General features: G+C 34.8%; 21 protein-coding genes, 1 tRNA gene and 6 pseudogenes. 18 read left to right on the top strand and 10 right to left on the bottom strand.

Annotated elements, in window-relative coordinates; genetic code table 11:
• Nucleotides 1-2 precede the first annotated feature (2 nt).
• A pseudogene (locus tag OPR49_RS05165) lies at nucleotides 3-689 on the top strand (integrase core domain-containing protein); the annotation flags it as partial.
• A 170-nt stretch (nucleotides 690-859) separates the two neighbouring features.
• On the opposite strand, the pseudogene OPR49_RS05160 reads toward OPR49_RS05165, so the two are convergent.
• From OPR49_RS05160 to OPR49_RS05150, 3 genes and pseudogenes are all read right to left on the bottom strand, one after another.
• Nucleotides 860-1,828: pseudogene (locus tag OPR49_RS05160) on the bottom strand (IS4 family transposase); the annotation flags it as partial.
• Between the two features lie 135 nt (nucleotides 1,829-1,963).
• Nucleotides 1,964-2,512: an aminoacyl-tRNA hydrolase gene (pth, locus tag OPR49_RS05155; protein WP_265026851.1), complete on the bottom strand. Its 549-nt coding sequence runs from the start codon at nucleotides 2,510-2,512 to the stop codon at nucleotides 1,964-1,966.
• Nucleotides 2,512-3,123, bottom strand: coding sequence for a 50S ribosomal protein L25/general stress protein Ctc (locus OPR49_RS05150; RefSeq protein WP_155968825.1), 612 nt, complete (start codon nucleotides 3,121-3,123; stop codon nucleotides 2,512-2,514). Before OPR49_RS05150 ends, pth begins: the two co-directional genes overlap by 1 nt.
• Nucleotides 3,124-3,268: 145 nt before the next feature.
• Here OPR49_RS05150 and OPR49_RS05145 point away from each other — a divergent pair, with 145 nt between their 5' ends.
• Complete coding sequence (locus OPR49_RS05145) at nucleotides 3,269-3,568, top strand: NADH dehydrogenase ubiquinone Fe-S protein 4 (protein WP_065094969.1); 300 nt, start codon at nucleotides 3,269-3,271, stop codon at nucleotides 3,566-3,568.
• A gap of 301 nt (nucleotides 3,569-3,869) precedes the next feature.
• On the opposite strand, the gene ftsL is transcribed toward OPR49_RS05145, so the two are convergent.
• Nucleotides 3,870-4,181: a cell division protein FtsL gene (gene ftsL / locus OPR49_RS05140; protein ID WP_265026850.1), complete on the bottom strand. Its 312-nt coding sequence runs from the start codon at nucleotides 4,179-4,181 to the stop codon at nucleotides 3,870-3,872.
• Nucleotides 4,178-5,059, bottom strand: a complete 882-nt coding sequence (rsmH, locus tag OPR49_RS05135) for a 16S rRNA (cytosine(1402)-N(4))-methyltransferase RsmH (RefSeq protein WP_265026849.1) — start codon at nucleotides 5,057-5,059, stop codon at nucleotides 4,178-4,180. Before rsmH ends, ftsL begins: the two co-directional genes overlap by 4 nt.
• A gap of 220 nt (nucleotides 5,060-5,279) precedes the next feature.
• Between rsmH and OPR49_RS07500 the strand changes: the two are divergent.
• A pseudogene (locus OPR49_RS07500) lies at nucleotides 5,280-6,489 on the top strand (MFS transporter).
• Between the two features lie 50 nt (nucleotides 6,490-6,539).
• Here the strand turns inward: OPR49_RS07500 and map are convergent.
• The 3 genes from map to ftsA all read right to left on the bottom strand — a co-directional run bounded on the left by map (nucleotide 6,540) and on the right by ftsA (nucleotide 9,147).
• Nucleotides 6,540-7,322, bottom strand: coding sequence for a type I methionyl aminopeptidase (gene map, locus OPR49_RS05115; protein WP_265026845.1), 783 nt, complete (start codon nucleotides 7,320-7,322; stop codon nucleotides 6,540-6,542).
• 323 nt (nucleotides 7,323-7,645) lie between these two features.
• Nucleotides 7,646-7,867: a nucleoside triphosphate pyrophosphohydrolase family protein gene (locus tag OPR49_RS05110; protein WP_265026844.1), complete on the bottom strand. Its 222-nt coding sequence runs from the start codon at nucleotides 7,865-7,867 to the stop codon at nucleotides 7,646-7,648.
• Between the two features lie 41 nt (nucleotides 7,868-7,908).
• Nucleotides 7,909-9,147, bottom strand: coding sequence for a cell division protein FtsA (gene ftsA / locus OPR49_RS05105; RefSeq protein WP_265026843.1), 1,239 nt, complete (start codon nucleotides 9,145-9,147; stop codon nucleotides 7,909-7,911).
• Nucleotides 9,148-9,285: 138 nt separating this feature from the next.
• Between ftsA and def the strand changes: the two genes are divergently transcribed.
• The 10 genes from def to uvrC all read left to right on the top strand — a co-directional run bounded on the left by def (nucleotide 9,286) and on the right by uvrC (nucleotide 21,550).
• On the top strand, nucleotides 9,286-9,825 hold the full coding sequence (gene def, locus OPR49_RS05100) for a peptide deformylase (RefSeq protein ID WP_265026842.1): 540 nt from the start codon (nucleotides 9,286-9,288) through the stop codon (nucleotides 9,823-9,825).
• Nucleotides 9,815-10,636: a uracil-DNA glycosylase gene (locus OPR49_RS05095; RefSeq protein WP_265026841.1), complete on the top strand. Its 822-nt coding sequence runs from the start codon at nucleotides 9,815-9,817 to the stop codon at nucleotides 10,634-10,636. Before def ends, OPR49_RS05095 begins: the two co-directional genes overlap by 11 nt.
• Before the next feature lie 940 nt (nucleotides 10,637-11,576).
• Complete coding sequence (locus OPR49_RS05090) at nucleotides 11,577-11,789, top strand: hypothetical protein (protein WP_182319003.1); 213 nt, start codon at nucleotides 11,577-11,579, stop codon at nucleotides 11,787-11,789.
• Nucleotides 11,790-11,794: 5 nt separating this feature from the next.
• Entirely contained in the window at nucleotides 11,795-13,843 is a 2,049-nt protein-coding gene (gene nuoG / locus OPR49_RS05085; RefSeq protein WP_265026840.1) for an NADH-quinone oxidoreductase subunit NuoG, read from the top strand.
• Complete coding sequence (gene nuoH / locus OPR49_RS05080; protein ID WP_006280461.1) at nucleotides 13,827-14,852, top strand: NADH-quinone oxidoreductase subunit NuoH; 1,026 nt, start codon at nucleotides 13,827-13,829, stop codon at nucleotides 14,850-14,852. Before nuoG ends, nuoH begins: the two co-directional genes overlap by 17 nt.
• On the top strand, nucleotides 14,845-15,840 hold the full coding sequence (gene hemB / locus OPR49_RS05075; protein ID WP_265026839.1) for a porphobilinogen synthase: 996 nt from the start codon (nucleotides 14,845-14,847) through the stop codon (nucleotides 15,838-15,840). The genes nuoH and hemB overlap by 8 nt, the downstream gene beginning before the upstream one ends.
• 146 nt (nucleotides 15,841-15,986) lie before the next feature.
• A complete protein-coding gene (locus tag OPR49_RS05070; RefSeq protein WP_265026838.1) occupies nucleotides 15,987-16,745 on the top strand; it encodes a phosphatidylglycerophosphatase in 759 nt (252 codons plus the stop codon).
• 43 nt (nucleotides 16,746-16,788) lie between these two features.
• Nucleotides 16,789-17,628 carry a glycine--tRNA ligase subunit alpha gene (locus OPR49_RS05065; protein ID WP_265026837.1) on the top strand — a complete coding sequence of 280 codons (840 nt, stop codon included), beginning with the start codon at nucleotides 16,789-16,791 and terminating at the stop codon, nucleotides 17,626-17,628.
• 3 nt (nucleotides 17,629-17,631) lie between these two features.
• Complete coding sequence (glyS, locus tag OPR49_RS05060) at nucleotides 17,632-19,749, top strand: glycine--tRNA ligase subunit beta (protein ID WP_265026836.1); 2,118 nt, start codon at nucleotides 17,632-17,634, stop codon at nucleotides 19,747-19,749.
• Nucleotides 19,733-21,550, top strand: a complete 1,818-nt coding sequence (gene uvrC, locus OPR49_RS05055) for an excinuclease ABC subunit UvrC (RefSeq protein ID WP_265026835.1) — start codon at nucleotides 19,733-19,735, stop codon at nucleotides 21,548-21,550. Before glyS ends, uvrC begins: the two co-directional genes overlap by 17 nt.
• Before the next feature lie 101 nt (nucleotides 21,551-21,651).
• Here uvrC and OPR49_RS05050 read toward each other — a convergent pair.
• A tRNA-Arg gene (locus tag OPR49_RS05050) sits at nucleotides 21,652-21,728 on the bottom strand.
• Nucleotides 21,729-21,876: 148 nt separating this feature from the next.
• Here OPR49_RS05050 and OPR49_RS05045 point away from each other — a divergent pair.
• From OPR49_RS05045 to OPR49_RS05030, 4 genes and pseudogenes are all read left to right on the top strand, one after another.
• Nucleotides 21,877-22,650 (top strand): ABC transporter ATP-binding protein, encoded by a 774-nt coding sequence (locus tag OPR49_RS05045; protein ID WP_265026834.1) that lies wholly within the window; start codon nucleotides 21,877-21,879, stop codon nucleotides 22,648-22,650.
• Nucleotides 22,651-22,778: 128 nt separating this feature from the next.
• Entirely contained in the window at nucleotides 22,779-22,946 is a 168-nt protein-coding gene (gene tatA, locus OPR49_RS05040; RefSeq protein WP_006013840.1) for a twin-arginine translocase TatA, read from the top strand.
• Nucleotides 22,947-23,112: 166 nt separating this feature from the next.
• Nucleotides 23,113-23,223: pseudogene (locus tag OPR49_RS05035) on the top strand (exopolysaccharide biosynthesis protein); the annotation flags it as partial.
• A gap of 74 nt (nucleotides 23,224-23,297) precedes the next feature.
• Nucleotides 23,298-23,747: pseudogene (locus OPR49_RS05030) on the top strand (IS481-like element ISWpi2 family transposase); the annotation flags it as partial.
• 40 nt (nucleotides 23,748-23,787) lie between these two features.
• Here the strand turns inward: OPR49_RS05030 and OPR49_RS05025 are convergent.
• The gene (locus OPR49_RS05025) at nucleotides 23,788-24,876 is read right to left on the bottom strand and encodes an IS481 family transposase (RefSeq protein WP_265027486.1); all 1,089 of its coding nucleotides are present in this window, start codon (nucleotides 24,874-24,876) and stop codon (nucleotides 23,788-23,790) included.
• Between the two features lie 79 nt (nucleotides 24,877-24,955).
• Here OPR49_RS05025 and OPR49_RS05020 point away from each other — a divergent pair.
• Nucleotides 24,956-25,588: pseudogene (locus OPR49_RS05020) on the top strand (integrase core domain-containing protein); the annotation flags it as partial.
• Nucleotides 25,589-25,607: the final 19 nt, after the last annotated feature.

The raw sequence follows: 25,607 nt of genomic DNA, 5'->3' as shown, positions 1-25,607 counted from the left end.
TAATACATTTAACTGAAGAACAACTTGCAGCTTTAGAAAAAGTGAAAGAACAAAGGGAAGCTCATGGTGAAATTGAGACGCAACATCCAGGTTATTCGGGTTCTCAAGATACCTATTATGTGGGCAATATCAAAGGCATAGGGCGCATTTATCAGCAAACTTTTGTTGATACTTATTCCAGAGTTGCAATGGTTAAACTTTACACGGACAGAACAGCTATTACAGCTGCAGATCTTCTTAACGATAGAGTTATCCCATTTTTTGATGAGCAGAGAATTCCATTATTACGCATTCTAACTGATAGGGGTACGGAGTATTGTGGCAAGCCCGAAAATCACGCTTATCAGCTATATTTAGGAATCGAAAATATCGATCATTCTAGAACCAAAGCCAACTCTCCACAAACTAATGGCATATGTGAAAGATTCCATAGAACTATGCAAGATGAGTGTTACAATATTATCTTTAGAAAGAAAATCTACTATTCTTTGGAGGATCTACAGATCGATGTTGATCATTGGTTGCGTTCTTACAATGAGACAAGGCCTCACTCAGGCAAATACTGCTATGGCAAAACACCTATGCAAACGTTTTTTGACAGTAAACATATTGCTTTTCAGAAAAATATTAGTAGCATTAAACAACAGCCTGATATTAGTTTTGACTACGTCAATTCTTCTGTCAGTTAATTCTTCTCTGTCAGATTAAATCTTGTCTTTTACATTTTAGAAGATGAAATTGTTCATCAAAAGGTAGAATTACCAGAAATTAAGCCAATTGTAACTGAGTATAGCTCTTCTCATAATACCCTATATGGCTTTCCTTTCAGTTTATCAAGTTTTATATGGCTCTTATATTATTTAAATAATAATTCAATTTGCCATCTTACTCTGTAAATTGTTAATACTTGTTCAGCACTAATTTTACTCTTTGGAACATTAGTTATAAATATTGACCAATTCAATAACTTTTTATTCCTTTTAGAAGATATGTGATTTTGCTAATCTATTAGCCTTCCTTCTCCTGGCCATATTCAGTTAGCTTTTGACATATAATTCTCACTTTAACTTTTATTTCTTTTCCTAACAGCACCTCATTTTCTAGAAACAATTTATCCTCTAAACATTCTAATAACTCTATTTTTTGATTTGTTTCTATACCATATATGTTGGTATCAACGACTTATAAAATAAGCTCCAGCTTCATTGATTTGTTTAAAAGAACTTGGCACAAAATAACCCAAATCAGATATTAGTAAATCGTTGCTCGATATATTGCTTAAATGTCTTCTATACCCCTGATCTGACCTTATTCCCTCAGCTATATTAAGCTGGTCTAATGTCTGGTTTAGGTAGTCAAAAACTAATTGTAACTTTATTCCAGATTTAGTATTGCTTTCATAACCACTGTAGCTGGTACCATACCCTTTATACATGTCTTCCATACTGTTAGGTAAGCTAATATAGCTGCTGTCTAATAACTTCACACTTCTAAAGTGCTTCAAGATTCTGCAATCAACTTGCAAGGTGTTTTTAAGTAACATTAAAGATTCATTATACATTCTTTTCATGAATTCCACTGCTTCCTTGGTAAATCTAAAGTCCAGACCTTGTTTTGTTATATTTATCGAATCTTCATTCAATAATTGACATATTGTCTCTATACTACAATTATCAACCCCTATATTACCCAAGACTATGGCTTTTACGAACGATGAGCCTTTTAACTTCCTCTTTCTTTTTATGAATCCTGTTGTAGCTGAGATTTTATCTGCTTTTTCATTAAAAAATTCTTTGAGCTTTTTTGAGATGCAAACTATTCTTTTCATTGTATAAGTTCTCCATTTTGTTTGTTAAATTGAAGAGAACTTATATCTTCTTTTTCTTTTCTTTACACCAACTTTACCCACTTCTTCTTAACTTGACGCGTATGGTTTATTTAACACTCCCTGTGTTTCGTAATATTATACAATCAAATTGATAAAAGCTGTATTATCTCCTTGCAGCATTAAGTGTATATTTTTTGCTATTTTTTCCACTAAGGGAGTAACATTATCAAAATTTGAAAATTTTGATAACACATAATCTGCTAAGCTTCTTTGATCTTCAGGTCTACCCACTCCAAATCTCAAGCGCCAATAATCGTTGCCAATAAAACTATCTATGGATTTAAGTCCATTATGTCCAGCAGAGCTACCACCTTTCTTTATTTTTATTCTTCCAAGTTCCAAATCAGCGTCATCGTGTATGACAACGATATTATCTAGCGATAATTTGTAAAAGTTTCGTATTTTTGCAACAGGAATGCCTGAATTATTCATAAATGAATAAGGCTTTATTAACATGATTTTATTATCATTAATTATGCCAGAGGTTATTAGATAATCGGCTTTTTTAGAGAACGACTGGAAATTCCAATATTTGCAAATTGTATCAACTACGATGAAGCCGATATTATGATGAGTTAGCTCATATTGACTGCCAGGGTTACCAAGCCCAACTATCAGGTGCACTATTCCTCTGTTTCTGCTTGAGGTTCTTCAACGTCACTATCGGCAGCAGAAATTGTAACAATGGTAAAATTTTCTTCTTCATGAGCTACAAACTTAACACCTTCTGGTAATTTTACATCATTGATATGTATAGATTGGCCAATCATTTTGCCGGATAAATCAACTTCTATAACCTGAGGTATTTTATCAGGAGAGCATTTAACAGCAATAGAACGACACAAAACATTAAGCACTCCACCTAACTTGATCCCTGGAGCTTTACTTTCATTCACAAATGATAGAGGTATGTCTATTTTAATTTCGCTGCCTTTATCAACAAATTGAAAATCAACATGTTGCACAGTATCCTTTACTACATGCAATTGGATATCGCGAACAAGAGCATATTCCTTTTTGCCCGAAATATTCAGCTCTATCAAATGTGCAGAAAGAGAACCTGATTTATATTGCTTCGTGAATTCCTTTGCAGACAATGTCAAATTTACATTATTATGGCCCTTTCCATATATGATTCCAGGGATGTTTCCTTTCTTCCTTAGAGAATGCATCGCTTTTGTTTTTGTTATATCACGTAACTCTGCATTAATTGTTACTATTTCCTGTTGCGTCATCGGTTACTCCTATTTAGCTAATCCTTTTAATATAATTTAATAATAATATAACATAAAAATATTTATTTCAAACTTCATTCTTTCATACTAATTGTTTGTGAAAGGATTTATTTGGATATATATTTAAGCTTATTTAACAAGAACTATGGGCATTGACGATAAAGTAGTTTTTAGGATTTATAGACCAACAAGAACTGCAACACAATCTGGTTTAGGTAATACAAATTTCTGGCACCTAAAAATTGAATCTGGTTCTTACTACATTGAACCTTTGATGGGGTGGGTTGGCTCAAAAGATCCAAAAAAACAGATTGTATTAAAGTTTGACTCTCTTGAAAAAGCAGTATTCTACGCAAAAAAACGCAACGTTAAATACATAATTGAAATGCCAAAAAATGTTAAGAGGCTGCCAAAATCTTACGCAAGCAATTTCATACTAAAGTAAGTTGCACAACAAATGGTGTTATGCAAGTAGCTGACACTGCTCTTCTTTGTCATCCCAGTGCCCAGACACTGGGATCCAGGAATTTTATTAAGTTGGTAAGCATAAAAATAGCTGTTTTACGTTAAAATACAATGTTTTTGATGATTATGGAAAGGCTGGATCCCAGTGTCAAGCACTGGGATGACACCATTTGTTGTAAACTCACTTTTACTCTATGGTTATACTACCTTGCCGCTATCCTGAACGGATACAAAGTAAGTTTTATTGTGATGTGCTCATCTGTAAAAAATAAGACTTAATCTCACTGTTGATCATGGATTTTAAGTTGTGCTAGCACACTGCGGCCATTTAAAGAGTCAAGATTTTTAACCTGGCTAGCCAGTATTAAAGAGTTATTTTTCAAGTATTTCTTTACAAGACTTGCAAGCCTTTTTGGATTATTCAAATAGCTCCATTCTGCTTGTAAAACTTTTATATCACTTTGTACTAAACTAATTTCACTTTTTATTTTTATTAGCTCTCTATTTAACGACTGAACATGTAATTTTACCTTAAATAATCCTACAATGCTAAGAAAAAACACAACTATTGAGATGATGCAGAAAGTTCTCATGACAACCTCTGTATAGCTCTTAGTTTTGCTGAGCGTGAACGCGGATTTGCATTTACTTCTTCTATACTTGCTTTGATCACTTTTTTATTTAGAAGAGAGAATGTCTTGCAATCAGCAGCACATAAATCTTTAAAAAAAGTTTTGACTATACGATCTTCTAAGGAATGAAAGGTGACGACAATTAATTTGCCATTCTCACTCAAAATCTCAGATGCAGCTTTAATGCCCTTTTCAAGTTCTCCCAGCTCATCGTTTACCCATATTCTGATTGCCTGAAATGTTCTGGTTGCAGGATCAATTTTGCTTTTTCCACGAAATACCACGGAACGTACAATATCCGCAAGCTCAAATGTAGTTTTGATAGTTTTTTTCTTCCGTGCACTTACTATTGCTCTTGCAATTTTGCGAGAATGATGCTCTCCTCCGTAGTTATATATAGTATTTGCAATTTCTTCTTCGCGTAAAGCGTTAACAAACGTTGAAGCGTTTATATAAGAAGAGTTATCCATACTCATATCGAGTGGACCATCATGTAAAAATGAGAACCCTCTATCTCCGTTATCAAGCTGCATAGATGAAACTCCGATGTCAAAAACTATTCCATCGATACCTTCAATATTGTTGCTATCTAATAAATTTTTAATATTACTAAACTTCTCAATGAATAGTTTTATTCTATCGGGATATCTAACGCTTAAATCATCATAAAACTTAGTTACCGTTTCATCTCTATCAATTGCATATACTTTGCAATCAGCTGACTCCAATATTGCTTTGCTATACCCTCCAGCTCCAAATGTGGCGTCCACATATATACCATCATCCTGCGGTGATAGTAGTGATAGCATCTCTTTTAACAAAACTGGAGTGTGTGTCATAGTGCTCCATCAAGAGACTCTGTGCATACAAATAAAAATAACTTCCCACTAAAACATATGGAAGTATATAGGCAATAATATAAAAATACTTGAATATAGTCAATGATATAAAAATATTAAGATTTAATAAGATACTATTATTAATATAATGTTCAAATTTTTCTACTATATAAAAAAAAGTAATGTATATTACTAAATACTAAACAAACTATAGAAAATTATGCAGCAAATAACAAAAGTAATATTTTCAAGTTTGATTTGTAACACTTTATTGTGGTATGACCACATGCTTTTTGGCCACTTAATAAACATAATAGGTGGTGTGTTTTTTCCATCGGATGATCAACTAACCAGCGTATTGAAGGCTTTTGGAGTGTTTGCAGTAGGTTTCTTAATGAGACCAATCGGAGCTGCTATATTTGGTCACATTGGTGATAAGCATGGCAGAAGAGTTGCCTTATTGCTCTCGATTATATTAATGACTTTATCAACCGTATTAATTGCTTTTGTTCCAGGTTATCAAAGCATTGGAATACTGGCGTCAATGCTGGTAGTTTGTTTAAGGTTATTGCAAGGTATATCCATTGGGGGAGAAGCAGGAAATGCACCATTTTTAATAGAACACGCTCCTAAAAACAAAAAAGGATTTTTTGGCAGCATTGAAGTATTAAGCGCAATTTTTGGTTCAGTATTAAGCCTGATAGCGGTACTCATATGCAAAAAAGTATCTGATTTTGAGTCTTGGGGGTGGAGATTACCTTTCATTTTCAGTTTAGCAATGGGATTAATCAGCATATATATGAGATATATACTTGATGAAAGCCCAGAGTATAAAAGACAGAAAAATCCGTCTAAATTGCCATTAAAAGAGTTATTAAACAATTACAAAAGCCTGTTCTAATATCAATAGGTATTGACTTGGTTGAAAATGCGTCTCTCTATATATATTTGGTATTTTTCAATGTACTTACGAATAAAATATTAACAATAAATACTCATTTTTATCATATAGTGGAAATACTGAGTCAAATTGCACTTGGAGGATTGACAATATTATTTGCAATACTTTCTGATAAGGTAGGAAGAGAAAAAGTTATGAAGTTTGCATTTATAGCTTTTGTAATAGTAAGTTATCCAGTTTTTTCAATGTTATGTAGTGGCAATTACTTGCTGGCACACATTCTTTTATAATTCCAATAGCTGCATCGCTTGGTCCTGTCAGTGCACTTATGTGCGAATTATTTCCAACAAAGGTTCGGTACAGTGGATTTGGTTTGTCAAGAAATATAGCTGCTGGATTTTTTGGTGGTCTTGCACCATTTATATGCACAACAATTATCAAAGTTACAGGACAAGAGACTTCAGCTAGTTTTTACATGATTTTCTGTGCATTAATTGGGCTAGTTGCTATATCGCAAATTAAGGATTAGCTTTCTTCAAGATCCAAGTATAGTTGCAGTATAGCAGAATTTAAAAAAATCTAATTATATGGCGGGAAATGCCAATTCTTAGGTGATAATGTAAATATTTCAGCACCATCTTTTGTTACTCCGAGCGTATGTTCAAATTGGGCAGAAAGTGAAAGATCGCGTGTTGTCACTGTCCAGTCATCGAGTTTACTGAGCAGAGTCTCATGTTTTCCAGCATTAATCATTGGCTCTATTGTAAAGAACATACCTTCCTTCAAGACGAGATTTTCATCTTGATCATAGAAATGCACTACATTTGGTGGAGCATGAAAGACTTTTCCTATACCATGTCCGCAGTAGCTGCGTACGATAGAATATCCAAAATCTCTAATATATTTCTCTATAGCAAGCCCTATTTCATTTAACTTATTGCCGGGCTTAACTTGTTTAATTGCTTCCATCAATGCATGATAAGTAGCGTCACATAAACGTTTTGCTTTGATTGATGGCTTGCCAACCCAAAACATGCGACTTGTATCACCATGCCAGCCATTTAAAATCACCGTAACGTCAACATTCAAAATATCTCCATCTTTAAGCGGTTTATCATCGGGAACACCATGGCACACAACTGCATTTTTTGAAGTGCAAATTGACTTTGGATACCCCCTATAGTTTAGTGGTGCTGGAATTGCACCTGCACTAATTATAAAGTCATGACATAGATCATTTAACTCATTAGTTGTCACCCCTACCTTTACGTATGGTGCAATGAAATCAAGAGTTTCAGCAGCAAGCCTGCCAGCCTTGCGCATAAATTCAAAATCTTCTTGTGAGTGTATAGTTATGTTCATATTTTCCATGTCTTATTGTAATTGGTACGCTTACTTGCAAGTACATAAATGTAATACCTTTACGTATTATGAAAATAAGCCCTATGGATCCTAGTGTCAAGTCATTTGTATGACAAGTGGTTAAGCAAGAAGTCTATTTAATAATCTGAACTATACAACTACTATCTCAGGATAATCTGAAGGTTTTTTGTGATAGTAATCGATGCTCTTAGGATTCACCTCAATGTAAGTATTATAGATACGATTCTCAAAACCACCTCTCTCTTGTTTTTTAGAGATACGCTTTTCTTCAATTTGTTCTATTGATAGTCCACTTTCTTTGCCTAATGCATATATGACCTCAAAGCTAACTCTTCAAGGTTTTCATCTGAGGTTTTAGAGGCAATAACTTCCTTTGCTTCTTCTAAAAGTTTATCTTTGAGACATTCAATGTATTCATCTTTTTCCATCACCCTCTCATAAACAATAATTCCGTGGGAATGTATAATTTCAGTTGTATGATCACGGACAAGTTTATTAATTTTGAAACAATGTTTTTTATTCATAATGTTTCCTTTGATAGATATAAGAATTTCATTCAGTAAAATTAAACTGTAACTTTTGATTTAACCCAATTATACAATTTACTCATTTTACCATCTTGTCCTAACATACCAGAGTTATTTTTATAAAAAGTGTCAACTATTAGCTTTATAGAACCTATAGCAGCAGAAAATACAGGATTTTTATCATATTCGCCATCAAGACCGCTACAAGACTCAGGGCACCCAATTCGAACTTGCTTATTGAATATATAGCCTGCAATTTCCTTCATGCTTGTGAGTTGACTAGTTCCACCTGTGATCACTACTTTATTAATTGGATCTTTCTGCTCTTGAAATTGCTCTCTTACCATTTCAAGTATTTCTTCAACTCTTGGTCTTATGATGTTAATAAGCTCAGATTTGAATACTTGAGTAGGTTCATCATTTTCGTTGTTTTGCATTGTAATGTACTCATTCTCATCTATTGAAGTTACGATAGTGCTACCATACAGTATTTTTATATACTCTGCACGTTCTATGCTTGTGCATAGCCCGTAAGCAATATCTCGAGTGATATGAACGCCACCAATTGGAACGCTGCTTGCATACACAAGTTTCCCTCTTTTGAAAATTCCAATTGCAGTGCACCCACCGCCTATATCAACAATAGCAGTCCCGAGCTCTTTTTCATCTTCACTCAGACAGGCAAGACCTGCAGAATATGCAGAAGCAATACAACCTGCCATATTTAATCCACCATTATTGGTAATACAGTTTTCAATATTGGTAAGCGCTGGACGCGAAGCAGTGACAACATTAACATCAGCAGATAGTCTTTTTCCGTACAATCCACCAACTTCTTTTATGTCAGTCATGTCATCTAAGTGATATTTCAGTGGTATATTGTGAATGATAACATTTTCTTCAATATATTTCTCAAACGTCTGAAAAACTACACGTTTTATATCCCGGTCAGAAATTTCATGATTAGCTGCAATAATTTCATTATGTACATTAAAAGATGAGATGCCACATCCAGCAATGCTCACATATATCTGGTCTATAGTTTCCTCTGACACTTGCTCAGCTAAACCTATAGTTGATGAGATGGAGTAATTTGCGTGTTTTACATTAGTTATCGACCCACCGTTTACACCTTCTGCAATCTTATAACCCGTTCCTGTTACTTTATAGCTGAAGTTGCCATTTATCTTAACGATTAGACAGATAATTTTTGTTGTACCTATGTCTAAAACAGCAAAAACATTTCTCTTTGGTTTTGCTATTACTGCAGAGTACATTAGTTAACCTTATTACGCAATTTCATTTAAATTGTAGCTTTCTTTAATAATTTATATTTCTATTATAGATATAGCAACATTTTAATATACACTAAATTCTGGACAAAAGGAAAAGCAAAACATAGAATTATAATTTTTATGTCCATATTACCAATTGTAATTGCTCCTGACGAAAGACTAATCACACGTGCCAGTGAAGTAACAGATATAAACGATAAAATTAAAGAATTAGTAAACGACATGTTCGAAACTATGTATGATTCAGAAGGTCTTGGCCTTGCTGCAGTGCAAGTTGGAGTGTTAAAGAGAATTTTTGTTGTGGATGTTCAGCTAGAAACAATTGAAAATGAGCCAGCAGGATATGAATCAATTGGCAAATTTTGCATGATTAATCCAGAAATTACGGAATTATCTGATGAACAAGTGACTCTCAAGGAAGGGTGCCTTTCAATTCCAAAGCAAAGCTATGAAATTAAGCGTCCAAAGTATTTAACTGTGAAATATAAGGATTTAAATAATGAGGAACAGACGCTAAAAGCTAGTGGTTGGCTTGCAAGGTGTATTCAGCATGAATTAGATCACTTAAACGGCATATTATATATTAGACATTTATCTAAATTAAAGTATGATATGGCCATGAAAAAAGCACAAAAGGTTAAAAAGCATTATGAGCAATAAAGACCTAGAATTATTAAAATTTTACCATGAAGTGGGCGTTGATTGCACACTAATGGAGGGTGAAGAGGAAAAAAAATTGGAGAGCAAAGAGAGTGTACAACCCTCTGTTATCCAAACTGGGACCAAGAAGAAAGATGCAGATATGCGCTGGAATGACACTAAAGATGGAAAAGACATGTTTCCAAGTGACTGGATAATTGAAGCAAGAAAACTCGCAAGTAAATGTGGTAGTGTGGATGAATTAAGAAGTGCAGTGAAGTCATTTGAGGGTTGTGAAATAAAAAAAACTGCAACTAATACTGTCTTTTCCGATGGTAATCCAAACGCAAAAGTTATGCTCGTTGGTGAAGCTCCAGGGGCAAATGAAGACCTTCAAGGCATACCATTTTGTGGTGCAAGTGGAATGTTGCTCGATAAAATGTTAAATGCAATCAATCTTGATCGCACTAAGGTATACATAAGCAATACTGTATTTTGGCGTCCACCTGGCAATAGAAAGCCAACCGACCTAGAGCTTGATATGTGCAGACCATTTGTCGAAAAACACGTTGCACTAGTTTCACCACAAATTTTAATTTTGGTCGGGGGAATCGCATGTTATAGCCTTCTTGACAGCACAAAAACTATATCGAATTTGCGTGGTAGATTTCATACGTACACTAACCAATATTTGTCCAATTCAATCACCACAGCCGCTATATTTCATCCAGCTTACCTACTGCGTCAGCCAATGCAAAAACGTTTAGCCTGGGAGGATTTGAAAAAGATTAGGGAGTATCTTGATAACACCAATAACTGCACAAATACCTAATAAAGTGGTAGACCTCTTGCATAGTTTTTTGCAGCATGTTAACAATCGTTAGAAACGAAAAACTTACTTGACACCCTTCGCCAGCGCCCTTATCATGATAGTGAAGCTATTGTATTTGCTTTCGCCAATCTGCAGATTAAAAGGTAAGGATTACTTAATGTATCGGCGTCTTATGTTCAATTTTTTGCAGTATATAGATACTGTATGTCTTTACAAAACTTCATCTACATCTAGATTTTTATCTAAATAAGCTGAACGCGCTTATAAAGCGTTACAAGACATCAAAAAATGCCAATACTCGACAGAGATAGTAAAGGACTAGCTAATTCGGGGATTCTTTGTCTTTTTTTCTGCTTGGTAAATTTCTTAAACATTTGCAGCGTAAGTTAGTTGCAATTAAAAGCAGCTGAATTTCGCTTGTCAAGCGTTTAAAACATAAAAAACGCCAATATTTTAAAGCGGATAATAACCCCAGGGCTTCTTTTGCCTTTTTTTTCGTTTGGTAAATTTCTTAATGTTTATAGCTAAACGACAATCGTCATCCCGCTACGTGTTAGCGGGATCTATGCTTTGAGATACCGCGAATAAATCGCGGTATGACGTAGAGCTCGCGTTAGCTACACTTTTATGCTTACCAACTCAGTATCCAATCAAAACCTGGATTTCAGTGTCAAGCACTGAAATAACACCGAAAGGGCTACTGCTGTCTTGGATGGAAACCAGTGTCAGCTACTTGAATCTGCCACGCAAATTGCCTGCAAATTGCAATGTTCGTACAGCTGTGCGTCATGCGCTGGAATGGCATCAAGGGGTAACTTTTTATTTAAACAATGATTGTAAAATGATTATAATAAGAGATCTATTGAAATTTTAAAGTTATTAAATATTGACGCTGTATACTTAAGTGTTAAAATAGAATGAAAAGTTTTTAGGAGTTTATATGGCAGCAGGTGGGAAAGCAAAGACAGCTAGTAAAAATAACCCTACTCAGCGTAAGAAAGCTGAGCAAAAAGTGTATAAAGATAAACCGGTAAAACCTGTTAGATATATAGATCGTGATTCGCGCATGAATTATATGTCTGCTCAATATGACAACGGCAATCTGGTTGAAGATGAGATAAGCGGCAACCCTATAAAGTGGGAAGCTGTATAATAGTTGTGGTTAAAGTTACTATTAATTCTAAGGAATGTGAAGTAGAGCATGGGCTCACTATAATTCAAGCTTGTGAAGTTGTGGGCGTTGAAATTCCACGTTTTTGTTATCATGAGCGTTTAGCAATTGCTGGCAACTGCAGAATGTGTTTGGTTGAAGTGGAGGGTGGACCTCCAAAACCAGTAGCCTCTTGTGCAATGCCAGTTGCAGAAGGGATGGTTATTCACACTGATACCCCTAAGGTTAAAAAAGCACGTGAAGGTGTGCTTGAGTTTTTGCTAATCAACCACCCGCTTGATTGCCCAATTTGCGATCAAGGTGGTGAATGCGATTTGCAAGATATCACGATGGCTTATGGGAAAGGAACCAGCAGACTTGATGAGCATAAGAGGGCTGTGCCAAAAAAACACTTTGGACCACTGATTGAGACTGCGATGAATCGATGCATTCATTGCACTCGGTGTGTTAGATTTTTGTCTGATGTTGCAGGTACAAATGAACTTGGAGGAATCGGAAGGGGAGAAAATGTAGAGATTAGCACTTACATAAAAAGGCATATTAGTTCTGAATTATCTGGAAATATCATAGATCTCTGCCCGGTAGGGGCTTTAACTTCAAAGCCTTACTCCTTTACAGCGCGTCCATGGGAGCTATCACATTGTGAGACTATAGATGTGCTAGATGCTGTGGGTAGCGCAATTAGAGTTGATTATCGTGGCCCGGAGGTTATGAGGATATTACCAAGGCTGAGCGAAGAGGTAAATGAAGAATGGATATCAGATAAAACCCGCTTTGCCTATGATGGACTAAAAGTTCAGCGTCTTGATCGACCTTATATAAAAAAAGATGGTAAATTAGCCCCAGTTGATTGGAATGAAGCATTAACTGTTGCTGCAAAGAAATTAAAGAATACAAAATCAAATAAAATAGCTGCAATTGCAGGTGATTTAGCAGATTGTGAGTCTATGCTTCTACTCAAAGAAGTGATGCAGAAGCTCGGCTCGGGGAATATAGACTGTAGGCAAGATGGTGCAAAGCTTATACCAAGTAATCGTGGATCGTATGTGTTCAATACCACTATTGAAGGTATAGAAAATGCAGATTTATGCCTGCTTATAAATACAAATCCAAGGATAGAAGCACCGATCATTAACGTAAGATTGAGAAAGAGATATTTACAGGGCAACTTTCCTGTTGCAAGTGTTGGTCCTAACATTGAATATTTGTATCATGTTGAGAAATTGGGCGATAATCCTGATATTTTGAGTGAAATAGCAAATGGAAATCATAAGTTCTGTGAGCTGCTGAGTGCTGCTCAGAGCCCTATGCTGATTATCGGTCAAGATGCATTAGTAAGGGACGATTCTGAATCAGTTCTAGTTCTAGCTGGCAAAATTGCAGAAAAATTTAACATGGTCAGAGATGACTGGAATGGCTTTAATATGCTGCATAAAGCTGCAGCAAGAGTTGGTGGGCTAGATACTGGGTTTGTTCCTAAAAAAGGCGAAAGGGATATTAATCAAATATTGGAACATGCAGAAAGTGGTGAAATAGAAGTGGTTTATCTTCTTGGTGCAGATGAAATTGATACATCAAAATTAGAAAATACATTTGTAATTTATCAAGGTCATCACGGTGATAAGGGTGCACATGTGGCAGATATTATCTTGCCTGGTGCTGCATATACAGAAAAATATGCAACTTATGTAAACACTGAAGGTCGAGTGCAAAGAACAAATTTAGCTGTATTTCCTCCAGGTGAAGCAAAGGAGGATTGGTTAATTATTAAAAATCTCTCGCAATATTTGGATCTTTCCTTACTATATGATAGTTTATTTGACGTAAGAAAAAAATTAGATACTATCGGTCCACAGTTTAGAAATGCTGATCAAGTGGTAAAAAACACATGGGTACCAATCAGCAATGGTAAAATAAATTTAAGTAATACACCTTTTACTTTAAAGGAGTGTAATTTTTATATGACGGATTCAATAAGTCGCGCTTCAAAAATAATGGCAGATTGTACTAAAGCTTTTTATGAACACGCTAGTTAATATTTTATTTATTTTAGTACCGCTACTACTTTCAGTTGCATATTTGACATACTTTGAGCGTAAGGTCCTTGCTGCAATTCAACTGAGGCACGGCCCAAGTGTAGTTGGACCTTTTGGGCTATTGCAGCCATTTGCAGATGCTATTAAGCTCCTGATTAAGGAGCCGATAATACCATTTAGAGCGAGCACCATACTGTTCATTATGGCTCCAATGCTTACCTTTATCTTGGCATTAATTGCCTGGGCAGTTATACCGTTTGGTGCTGAAGTAATTGTAGAAAATGGCCAGCAAGTAGTTATTCCTAAGGTTATAGCAAATATTAATGTTGGAGTGCTTTATGTGCTAGCTATATCGTCGCTGGGAGTATACGGCGTGATTATTGCAGGCTGGTCAAGCAATTCTAATTATGCATTTCTTGGCGCTATACGGTCGGCTGCTCAGATGATTTCGTATGAAGTTTCAATAGGCTTAATAGTTGCTACAGTCGTTATTACCACTGGAACATTAAATCTTGGAGAGATGGTGGTAGCGAAACACAATATGCCATTTTGGGTTGATTTACTACTAATGCCTATAGGAATAATATTTTTTATTTCTTTGCTTGCAGAAACTAATCGTCACCCATTTGATTTACCAGAAGCTGAAGCAGAGCTTGTCTCTGGATATAACGTTGAATATTCATCCATGCCTTTTGCCCTCTTTTTTCTTGGAGAATATGCAAATATGATTTTAGCAAGTGCTATGATGACAATATTCTTTCTGGGGGGATGGTATCCTCCGTTAGAACTTGGTTTGCTTTATAAAATTCCAGGTTTAATTTGGTTCGTTTTGAAGATAATTATACTTTTATTCGTATTTATTTGGATTAGAGCAACAATACCTCGTTATCGATATGATCAGCTAATGCGCCTTGGTTGGAAAGTATTTTTACCAATATCAGTGTTTTGGGTGATACTCATTTCAGGGGTGTTGCTCTTTACTGGGAATTTGCCTGGATCCAATGTTTAATTTCCCAAATACAAGATTAAGACGCAGGCGCTCGAGCAAATGGGTTCGCAATTTAACAAGTGAAAATAGTTTATCAGTAAATGATCTGGTTCTTCCTCTGTTTGTTCATGACAGAGAAGAAACAACTGAACCAATTTCTGGCTTACCAGGCGTAAAGTGTTATTCAATAGATGGATTAGTGTCTATAGTTAAGGAAGCTAAAGATTTAGGGATTAATGCTGTTGCAATTTTTCCTGTAGTTGATAGTAAACTAAAATCTGAAAACGCTGAGGAAGCATATAATTCTGACAACTTAATCTGCAGAGCAATTTGTGCTGTAAAATTAAAGGTACCTGAAATTGGTATTATTGCAGACGTTGCATTGGATCCATACACTATTCACGGCCATGACGGCATTTTAAAAGATAATCAGATGGATGTAGAAAACGATGAAACTATATCAGTGCTGTGTAAGCAAGCGTTTGCTTTAGCGAAAGCAGGATGTGATATAGTTGCTCCTTCTGATATGATGGATGGTAGAATAGGAAGAATCAGAAAATCATTAGATGATAACAACTTTCAAGACGTATTAATATTATCTTATGCAGTGAAATACTGCTCTAGCTTCTATGCTCCATTCAGGCAAGTCGTTGGTTCATGTGGGCTATCACATTCTATAGACAAAAGTGGTTATCAAATGGATTATAAAAATGCGCGCGAAGCAATGTGCGAAATTGAAATGGATATAAATGAAGGTGCAGATTTTATTATGGTTAAACCGGGTATGCCATATTTGGATATTATCAAAACAGCAAGTGATAAGTTTTATTTTCCGATTTTTGCTTACCAAGTAAGCGGTGAGTACGCAATGATAAAAGCTGCTGCAAATAATGGCTGGCTAGATTATGACAAGGTGATTTATGAATCTTTGATTGGTTTTAAACGTGCGGGTGCAAGTGCAATATTCACTTACGCTGCACTTGATATTGCAAAAAATTTAAGTGCATAAGCCCTATAAAATTATTAAATTTTTGGCGCACGTTCTTCTACTGTTGCTGCATATTACTTAAAGTTTTCCAATACATGTTTTAAGTTGTTGATAAGTCCGTTACAATACAGTATTATAAATAATATAAACCAAGTGTTACTTAGAACATGGGGATTTTTTTTAAATTTTTGGGAAAGATGCTAGGTAAGGTTTTTCCTGCCAAAACAGTAAGCTCTCTTTTAGGAATAGGATATTTACCAAGTTGGCAGAACTATTGGTCTTCTTTTTTAATATTATTTATTGTCGATGTTATATTAATTCTTACATATGGAGGCGAATACTTACTATATAAAATGCCAGACTCAGGAATAGTTGTAGCTGCTGTTTTTACAAAATTGGCAATAGTTATGTTAGTAATGCAATTAATTGGAATATTTATTTTTCATGCTCAAGACCCTTCAGCAAACAGTGGTGAAGAAATAGTAATACAAATAGCGTCAGGGCAAGTACTGACTGTAGCACTTTCAATGCCAGCAATAATGTCAATTTATTATGCTGTAAGTAAACTCTATGGGAATATATGTAAGCAGATGTTTCAATGCCCATTTTGGTTTAATGATTTTATGCACTTTTTCTTTTTTCTTATGATACCTTACGTATTTTTTAATGTCGTAGAAGTGATAAAACCATGGCCAATAAGTTCAATACAGCTCAGCTATAATAATGCAATGTCAATTACATTTGAGGGGATTTTTCACACATTTTATGCGGTGATTTTACTGTATTTAACAGCATTTATATTCTGCGATTTAACTATGCATGATGCAATTGTCCTAAATAAAAGCATAATTCAGTATGTGAGGGAAAGTTCAGCAGTTTTAGGTGATTATTTACATAGTGCTGCAAAAAAGATAAATATTGAATAGTACTTATTTATTTATATATTTAGTATAAAAAGTGACAATTTGTGTGAACTTACAAAGTATAATAAAAGAGTTACAAGATTTTTGGGCTAGTGAAGGATGTGTTATACTTCACCCATACACATCTGAAGTTGGTGCTGGCACATTACACCCTGCAACAATTATGTCTGCAATTGATATAAAACCAACAAGAATTGCATATTTACAACCAGTAATTAGGCCAGCAGATGGGCGCTATAGTGATAATCCTAATCGCTTGTATCAACATCACCAATATCAAGTTATAATAAAGCCATCTGGTAATAATTTACAAGACGTCTATTTAGATAGCTTAAAAGTTCTTGGCATATCTACAGAAAAATATGATATTAAGTTTGTTGAAGATGATTGGGAAAATCCAAGTGTTGGTGCATCAGGACTTGGTTGGGAAGTTACATGCAATGGAATGGAAGTAACACAGCTTACTTATATACAGCAAGTTGGAGGGATTGACTGCAAGATGATTCCTGGTGAGGTGGCATATGGGTTGGAACGTTTAGCAATGTGCATACAAGGTGTAGATAATGTTTACGATATAATTTGGAACGATAACGGTGTAACTTACGGAAATATTTTTAAACAAAGAGAATATGAATTTTCTTATCTAGCATTAGATTATTATGATACTAAAGTGGTACAGCAGCAATTCGAAGATACGGAAAAATTGTGCAAGTTCCTTATTGAAAAGGAGCTACCAATGGCAGCTTATGACCAATGTATTAAAACTAGTCACCTACTTAATCTGCTTGATGCAAGAGGTGTGCTTGGTGTGAATGAACGTACAGCTTATATTGGTAGAGTTAGAGAGCTGACAAAAAAATGTTGTGAATTGTACATGAGTAAATAGCGTATGTCGTTGCAGTTGTTATTTGAGTGCCTTTCAGAAGAAATACCACCGAGAATGCAGAATTCAGCTACAGTTCAAGTTAAGAGCTGTATTGCCAATGTTTTTAACAAAAATAATGTAAAATTTACATCAATGGAGGTTTTTATAACGGCACGTCGCATTACCCTATTTGTCGACAACATAAATGCTTTGGAGCTAAAGGATTCCAATAACGAAGTTAAGGGACCAAACATTAACGCACCAAAAAGTGCTATCGAAGGTTTTTTAAGAAAATATCAGAAAAATGAAGAAGATTTGCTCGTTCGAAAAGTAAATAATGAGGATTTTTACTTCATTAAAAGAGAAAGCTGCTCATTTAACATTCAAGAGTTTCTTAAAAATCAACTAGGAGAAATATTAAAAAATTTCTCTTGGCCAAAAAGTATGAGATGGGGCAAAGGAAAAGAAAGGTGGGTTAGGCCAATTAAAAACATTTTATGCATTTTAAATGATGAAATAATACCTGTGTCTTTTGCAGGGATCACAGCATCTAACACAACATATGGCCATCGATTTCTCTCAAGTGGTACAGCGTTAACTGTTAAAGCACCTAAAGACTATTTTGAATTGCTAGAAAAAAACAGTGTAATTCTCCAAATGGACAAAAGAAAGCAATTTATACTAGATCAGATTAATAAATTCACAAAAGAGCAGAATTTACAACTTGAGAAAAATGATTATTTACTAAATGAATTGACAGGGCTTATAGAGTGGCCAATCGTACTGTTTGGTGAAGTGAATCAAGAAAAGTCATTTGGATTACCGAAGGAAGTAATACTTAGTATAGTTAATACACAACAAAAATACCTTGCTTTAAGTAATGGAAAGAGAATTTCACACTTTGTCACTGTTGTCAACGTCAACAATGGTGAAGTTGTTAAAGGACACGAAAGAATATTAGAAGCACGTCTTGCTGATGCCCAATTTTTAATATCTCAAGATAAAAAGGAAAATCTAGATTATTATGTCAAAAGATTAGGTTCAATATTATTTCATGCTTCACTTGGCAGCGTGGGGGAAAAGGTGAAGCGTATTACGGCTCTGTCAAAGTATATAGCTATATTTATTCCACATGCTTCGCTGATAAAAGTTGAACGTGCTGCATATTTGGCAAAAGCTGATTTGGCAACATCGATAGTAAGAGAGTTTCCAGAATTACAAGGAGTAATGAGTGGATATTATGCTTCTTATTTTCAAGAAGATAGAGAAATAGTGGAAGCTATAACTGAGCATTATAAGCCAATCGGGCCAGAGCAGGAGTGTCCTAAATCTCCTTCTGCAATTGCTGTGTCAATTGCAGACAAAGTGGATAGCTTAGTTGGTTTAATTGCAGCAGGTGAGAAAATCTCTGGTTCGTATGATCAATTTGGTTTGCGGAGAATGACAATTGGTATAATTAGGACAATACTTGAAAATAATTTGCATGTTCCAATTAGGCTAATGATAGACAAGTCAGTATCTTTATATTCAAGGCTTCTATTTAATAAAAATACAGCGTCAGTTGATAAGCCAAATAGAAAACAAATTTTAGAACTAGTATTTAGATTCTGCTTAGAAAGATTCAAGGTTATTTTAAAAAATAGAGATATAAGGCAAGATGTTGTAGATTCAATACTATATAAAATCGATATTAATGATCTGCTGACAGCAGAAAAGCAAACTGTTATATTGGATCGTTATCTTAGTACTCCAGAAGGTGAACAAATTCTAAGCACTTACAAAAGAGTCAGTAACATGATGAGCAAAGCAAGGAAAAGTGATGGCACTACTTATAGTGCATCTTACGGTAAGAGGTTTTTGATTGAAAGTGAAGAAATTGCGCTATCAAATTGTGCTATAACTGCTTGTAAAAACATAAAACAAGCGATAAAAAATAACCACTTTAATGTAGCACTTGATGAACTTGCTGGTTTTGCTCCGTTTATCAATCAGTTTATGGACAGTATAAAGATTAACTGTGATTCTGATAAGCTGAGAAGAAACAGATTATCTTTGCTTGAAAATGTAGTTTCCATCTTTCATTTAGTAGCAGATTTTAACCTCATACAGGTTAAGCAATGGATAAATGCTCAGGCAATATAAAGAACAAATCAAATCATCTCCACAGTCCTGTGGCGTGTATAAGATGGTTGGAGATAAGAATAAAGTTTTATATGTTGGAAAAGCAAAAAACTTGAAGTCGAGGTTATCCGACTACCTTCAATTCGAAAACCTTTCTGAACGAATTAGAGTTATGCTCTTACAGGTTATTAAGGTTGAAATATTCATCACTGAGAATGAAATCGAAGCACTGTTTCTTGAAGCACAGTTAATAAAATCATTGAAACCACTTTATAATATTGTGCTCAAGGATGGAAAATTTTATCCTTATATAACAATTTCCAAGCACGATTATCCAAGAATAGCAAAATATAGAGGCAAATTTAAGAAGAATGAGTTTCATTATTATGGTCCCTTTACATCTGCCGCTGCTGTTAAGCAAACTATATTGTCATTGCAAAAAGCTTTTCTCCTAAGAGTATGTTCAGATCAATACTTTTCCTCAACAAAAAGACCATGTATTGAATATCAAATTAAGCGCTGCTCAGCACCATGCATAAACAAAATCACAAAAGACGACTACTGCCAATCAGTAAAACAGGCACGAAATACATTGCTTGGAAGAAATAAGGAAGTGAAAGAACAGTTACTTTTCACAATGAGAAAGTGCAGCAGTGAAGAAAACTATGAGCTTGCTGCTATATATAGAGATCGGGTAAAGTTTCTTGAGCAAATTCAAATACAGCACACGGATTTTTCTTTTGAAAAAGATGCAGATTTCTTCAGTATTGTACGTGAAGAGGATCTAGCATGTATTAGTGTGTTATCGTTCAGAAATAAAGACAACTACGGCAGCACTCCTTACTTTGCCGAGAACTGTGGTGATCACTCAAATGATGAAATTTTATCCACCTTTTTGGTCAATTTTTATAATTCAGCTAACATACCTCCAATACAAATTTACGTTCCAGATTCTATTGTGGATAAGGAAATTATAGAACAAGCACTATATAAGGTTGCTCAAAAGCCAGTAAAAGTTCTGCATGCAAAGAATAAAAAAGAGCGTGATTTATTGAAATTTGTTTATGATAACTCTCAGCATAGCTTAGAGCAGAAGCTTATCGATTATAGAAATAACCTAGAAAAGCTTGAGGAGCTTAGCAAAATCTTCTTGTTACCAAATATTCCAAAGCGTATTGAGGTTTATGACAATAGCCATATATTTGGAAATCAACAAATTGGTGTAATGGTTGTTGCAGGGCAGGAGGGTTTTTTAAAGAGTGAGTACAGAAAATTTACTATAAAGGAAAAATTTTCAGGCGATGACTATAAAATGATGAGGGAAGTGCTAACCAGACGTTTCTCCGGCAATATAAAAGGCATAATACCTGATTTTTTACTGATTGATGGTGGACCAGGACATGTTTCCATAGTACAGAATGTACTGGAAGTATTGAATATAAACGTTCCTTTTGCTTGTATGGCAAAAGGTCCTGATCGTAACGCAGGAAATGAAAGATTTTATATGCTGGGCAGGGAAGAATTCAGTCTGGCAAATGACAGCAAAGTCATGCTTTACTTACAATCGCTGCGTAATGAAGCCCACCGTTTTGCGATAACTTCACATAGAAAAAAACGCGATAAACAGTTTATAGTTTCACAATTAAGCAAAATACCCGGCATTGGCAACAAAAGAAAAAAAGCGTTGATGTCTTATTTTGGTTCAGTGAAAAATACAAGCAAAGCTTCTCTGGCTGAAATTCAAAACGTACCTGGAATTAGTAAAGGTTTAGCAGAAGTCATTCTTAAATACGTGAATTATAAGAGAGGAGTACTGGAATGACACAAAACCCGTTTTATTATTAGGGAATTTATATCTTAAAACCGCAAAAAAAGGTGTGCATATTTGTGAAAAAAAATCTCCATAAAATTTGTGAAGCAATGTGGTGGGACTAGTGCGATTCGAACGCACGACCTTCGGATTAGGAGTCCAACGCTCTATCCTGCTGAGCTATAGTCCCGTGTTTCCTACCATTTATGTAAAGTTATAGCAAAAAATCCTTCTCTTTTCTAGATTTCTTGCATAACCAATTTATGACGACAAAAAACATTTCTGTACTTCTTGAGTATAATGCTATTATATTTAATAACATGGTTTAAGTAAGATTAATGCTAGTTAACAACATTGGTTATTTTTATAACAATCAAGACGACTTTGCTTTAAGCAATATAAACATTAAAGTCAAGAAAGGAAATGTTGCATGTTTATTGGGACATTCTGGCTGTGGCAAGTCAACAATTTTGAAGTTAATTGCGGGGATAGAAAATCCAAAATCTGGAACCATTTTTATAAATGATAGGTTAGTTGCAAGCAATAAGGCATCAGTTGCTATAGAGCATAGAAATATCGGCTTGATTTTTCAGCATTCTGCATTATTTCCTCATAAAACAGTAGTAGAAAATATAACCTTTGCTATCCGCAGCTCTTCCAAGAAAGAAAAGCACCTCATTGCATTGGAAATCTTGAAGTTACTCAATATAGAAAAATATGAAAAGATGTACCCTAACGCTTTATCTGGAGGACAGCAACAATTAGTTGCAATAGCAAGAGTGATGGCACAAAACCCTGATGTTGTGTTGCTAGATGAACCATTTTCTAATTTAGATATACTGCTCAAGTGCCGAATAAGACAACATATATTGTCCCTTTTTAGAAGTAAAAATATCCCTGTGCTAATGGTAACTCATGACCCGCAAGAAGCATTGAAAGTTGCAGATTTTATCTACGTAATGAAAAATGGTAAAATTATTCAATCAGGAGTTTCTAGCGATATATACCATAGGCCTAAAGATGATACGCTAGCAAAGTTTTTTAGTGAGCTCTCTTCTACTCTACAGTTAAGCGAAAAGTTTCCACTTATTCGCTGCAAGAAAATAATCTAGTTTGGAATTGTTATAAAATAATTAAAAAACCTTGATTTATAATTAAACAAAGGTGATATAATCTATGTGTTACTTGACACCAGTCAAGTTTTAATATTTAAAGGTCAATATTTTAAATGGAGGTGAAAATGAGTTTAGGACCATGGCAATTGTTTCTAGTCTTAATAATAATTTTAGTTCTGTTTGGTGCAGGCAGATTACCGCAAGTTATGGGTGATTTAGGAAAAGGCATCAAAAACCTTAAACAGGAGCTTAAGGACTCAGAAAAATTATCGTCTAATGAACCAGATCGTTAGCGTCCTCATACTTCGTGACATGCACCTTAGTGCATGTCATCTGTTTAAAAACTTAGTCAGGTTAAAGAATGAAAGAGATGAAGTGTTGGTATGAAATAAATAACAAATATTGAGATACAGCAACAACTATGTTAGCTTAGGAGGAATATTTTATTAAAGGATAATTGTGCAAAAAAGTGAGAAACTAACTAAAGATAAAAAACTAGCTTCTGATATTCTAAAAGAGGTTGCAGATACCAATAACAATGATAGCGATAAAGTAACTTTGTTTGACATTAATGTATTAAACAGGACTTGATATGACACTTTAAAAAAGTAAGTTAAGAATAATAAAAATAAGGAGTGTTAGAAATGAGTACAATACAAACAAAAATACTAAAACCAAAACTAGGATTACTAGAGCTAGCAAAACAATTAGGAAATGTGTCTCAAGCGTGCAAAGTGATGGGATACTCAAGAGATACATTTTATCGATTCAAGGAGTTATATGAAAATGGGGGAGAAGAAGCATTACATGAAATAAGTAAGAAAAAACCGCTATTAGCAAACAGAGTTTCGGAAGATATAGAAAGAGCAATAATTGGCATAGCTACAGAATTTCCTGCATATGGACAAGAAAGAGCTGCAAATGAGCTAAGAAAAAGAGGTATAATAATTTCCCAAGGAGGAGTAAGATCTGTATGGCTAAGAAATGACCTTGAAACTTTGAAAAAGAGACTTAAAGCACTGGAGGCAAAAGTAGCTCAAGACGGAATCATTTTAACTGAAGAACAACTTGCAGCTTTAGAAAAAGTGAAAGAACAAAGGTGTAAAAGACAAGATTTAATCTGACAGAGAAGAATTAACTGACAGAAGAATTGACGTAGTCAAAACTAATATCAGGCTGTTGTTTAATGCTACTAATATTTTTCTGAAAAGCAATATGTTTACTGTCAAAAAACGTTTGCATAGGTGTTTTGCCATAGCAGTATTTGCCTGAGTGAGGCCTTGTCTCATTGTAAGAACGCAACCAATGATCAACATCGATCTGTAGATCCTCCAAAGAATAGTAGATTTTCTTTCTAAAGATAATATTGTAACACTCATCTTGCATAGTTCTATGGAATCTTTCACATATGCCATTAGTTTGTGGAGAGTTGGCTTTGGTTCTAGAATGATCGATATTTTCGATTCCTAAATATAGCTGATAAGCGTGATTTTCGGGCTTGCCACAATACTCCGTACCCCTATCAGTTAGAATGCGTAATAATGGAATTCTCTGCTCATCAAAAAATGGGATAACTCTATCGTTAAGAAGATCTGCAGCTGTAATAGCTGTTCTGTCCGTGTAAAGTTTAACCATTGCAACTCTGGAATAAGTATCAACAAAAGTTTGCTGATAAATGCGCCCTATGCCTTTGATATTGCCCACATAATAGGTATCTTGAGAACCCAAATAACCTGGATGTTGCGTCTCAATTTCACCATGAGCTTCCCTTTGTTCTTTCACTTTTTCTAAAGCTGCAAGTTGTTCTTCAGTTAAAATGATTCCGTCTTGAGCTACTTTTGCCTCCAGTGCTTTAAGTCTCTTTTTCAAAGTTTCAAGGTCATTTCTTAGCCATACAGATCTTACTCCTCCTTGGGAAATTATTATACCTCTTTTTCTCAGCTCATTTGCAGCTCTTTCTTGTCCATATGCAGGAAATTCTGTAGCTATGCCAATTATTGCTCTTTCTATATCTTCCGAAACTCTGTTTGCTAATAGCGGTTTTTTCTTACTTATTTCATGTAATGCTTCTTCTCCCCCATTTTCATATAACTCCTTGAATCGATAAAATGTATCTCTTGAGTATCCCATCACTTTGCACGCTTGAGACACATTTCCTAATTGTTTTGCTAGCTCTAGTAATCCTAGTTTTGGTTTTAGTATTTTTGTTTGTATTGTACTCATTTCTAACACTCCTTATTTTTATTATTCTTAACTTACTTTTTTAAAGTGTCATATCAAGTCCTGTTTAATACAACAAAGGGAAGCTCATGGTGAAATTGAGACGCAACATCCAGGTTATTTGGGTTCTCAAGATACCTATTATGTGGGCAATATCAAAGGCATAGGGCGCATTTATCAGCAAACTTTTGTTGATACTTATTCCAGAGTTGCAATGGTTAAACTTTACACGGACAGAACAGCTATTACAGCTGCAGATCTTCTTAATGATAGAGTTATCCCATTTTTTGATGAGCAGAGAATTCCATTATTACGCATTCTAACTGATAGGGGTACGGAGTATTGTGGCAAGCCCGAAAATCACGCTTATCAGCTATATTTAGGAATCGAAAATATCGATCATTCTAGAACCAAAGCCAACTCTCCACAAACTAATGGCATATGTGAAAGATTCCATAGAACTATGCAAGATGAGTGTTACAATATTATCTTTAGAAAGAAAATCTACTATTCTTTGGAGGATCTACAGATCGATGTTGATCATTGGTTGCGTTCTTACAATGAGACAAGGCCTCACTCAGGCAAATACTGCTATGGCAGAACACCTATGCAAACGTTTTTTGACAGTAAACATATTGCTTTTCAGAAAAATATTAGTAGCATTAAACAACAGCCTGATATTAGTTTTGACTACGTCAATTCTTCTGTCAGTTAATTCTTGTCTGTCAGATTAA

Origin of the sequence: Wolbachia endosymbiont (group A) of Bombylius major (genome assembly GCF_947251895.1) — a bacterium.
GTDB classification, from domain to species: domain Bacteria; phylum Pseudomonadota; class Alphaproteobacteria; order Rickettsiales; family Anaplasmataceae; genus Wolbachia; species Wolbachia pipientis.
This window is presented reverse-complemented; position numbering and strand designations above follow the sequence as displayed.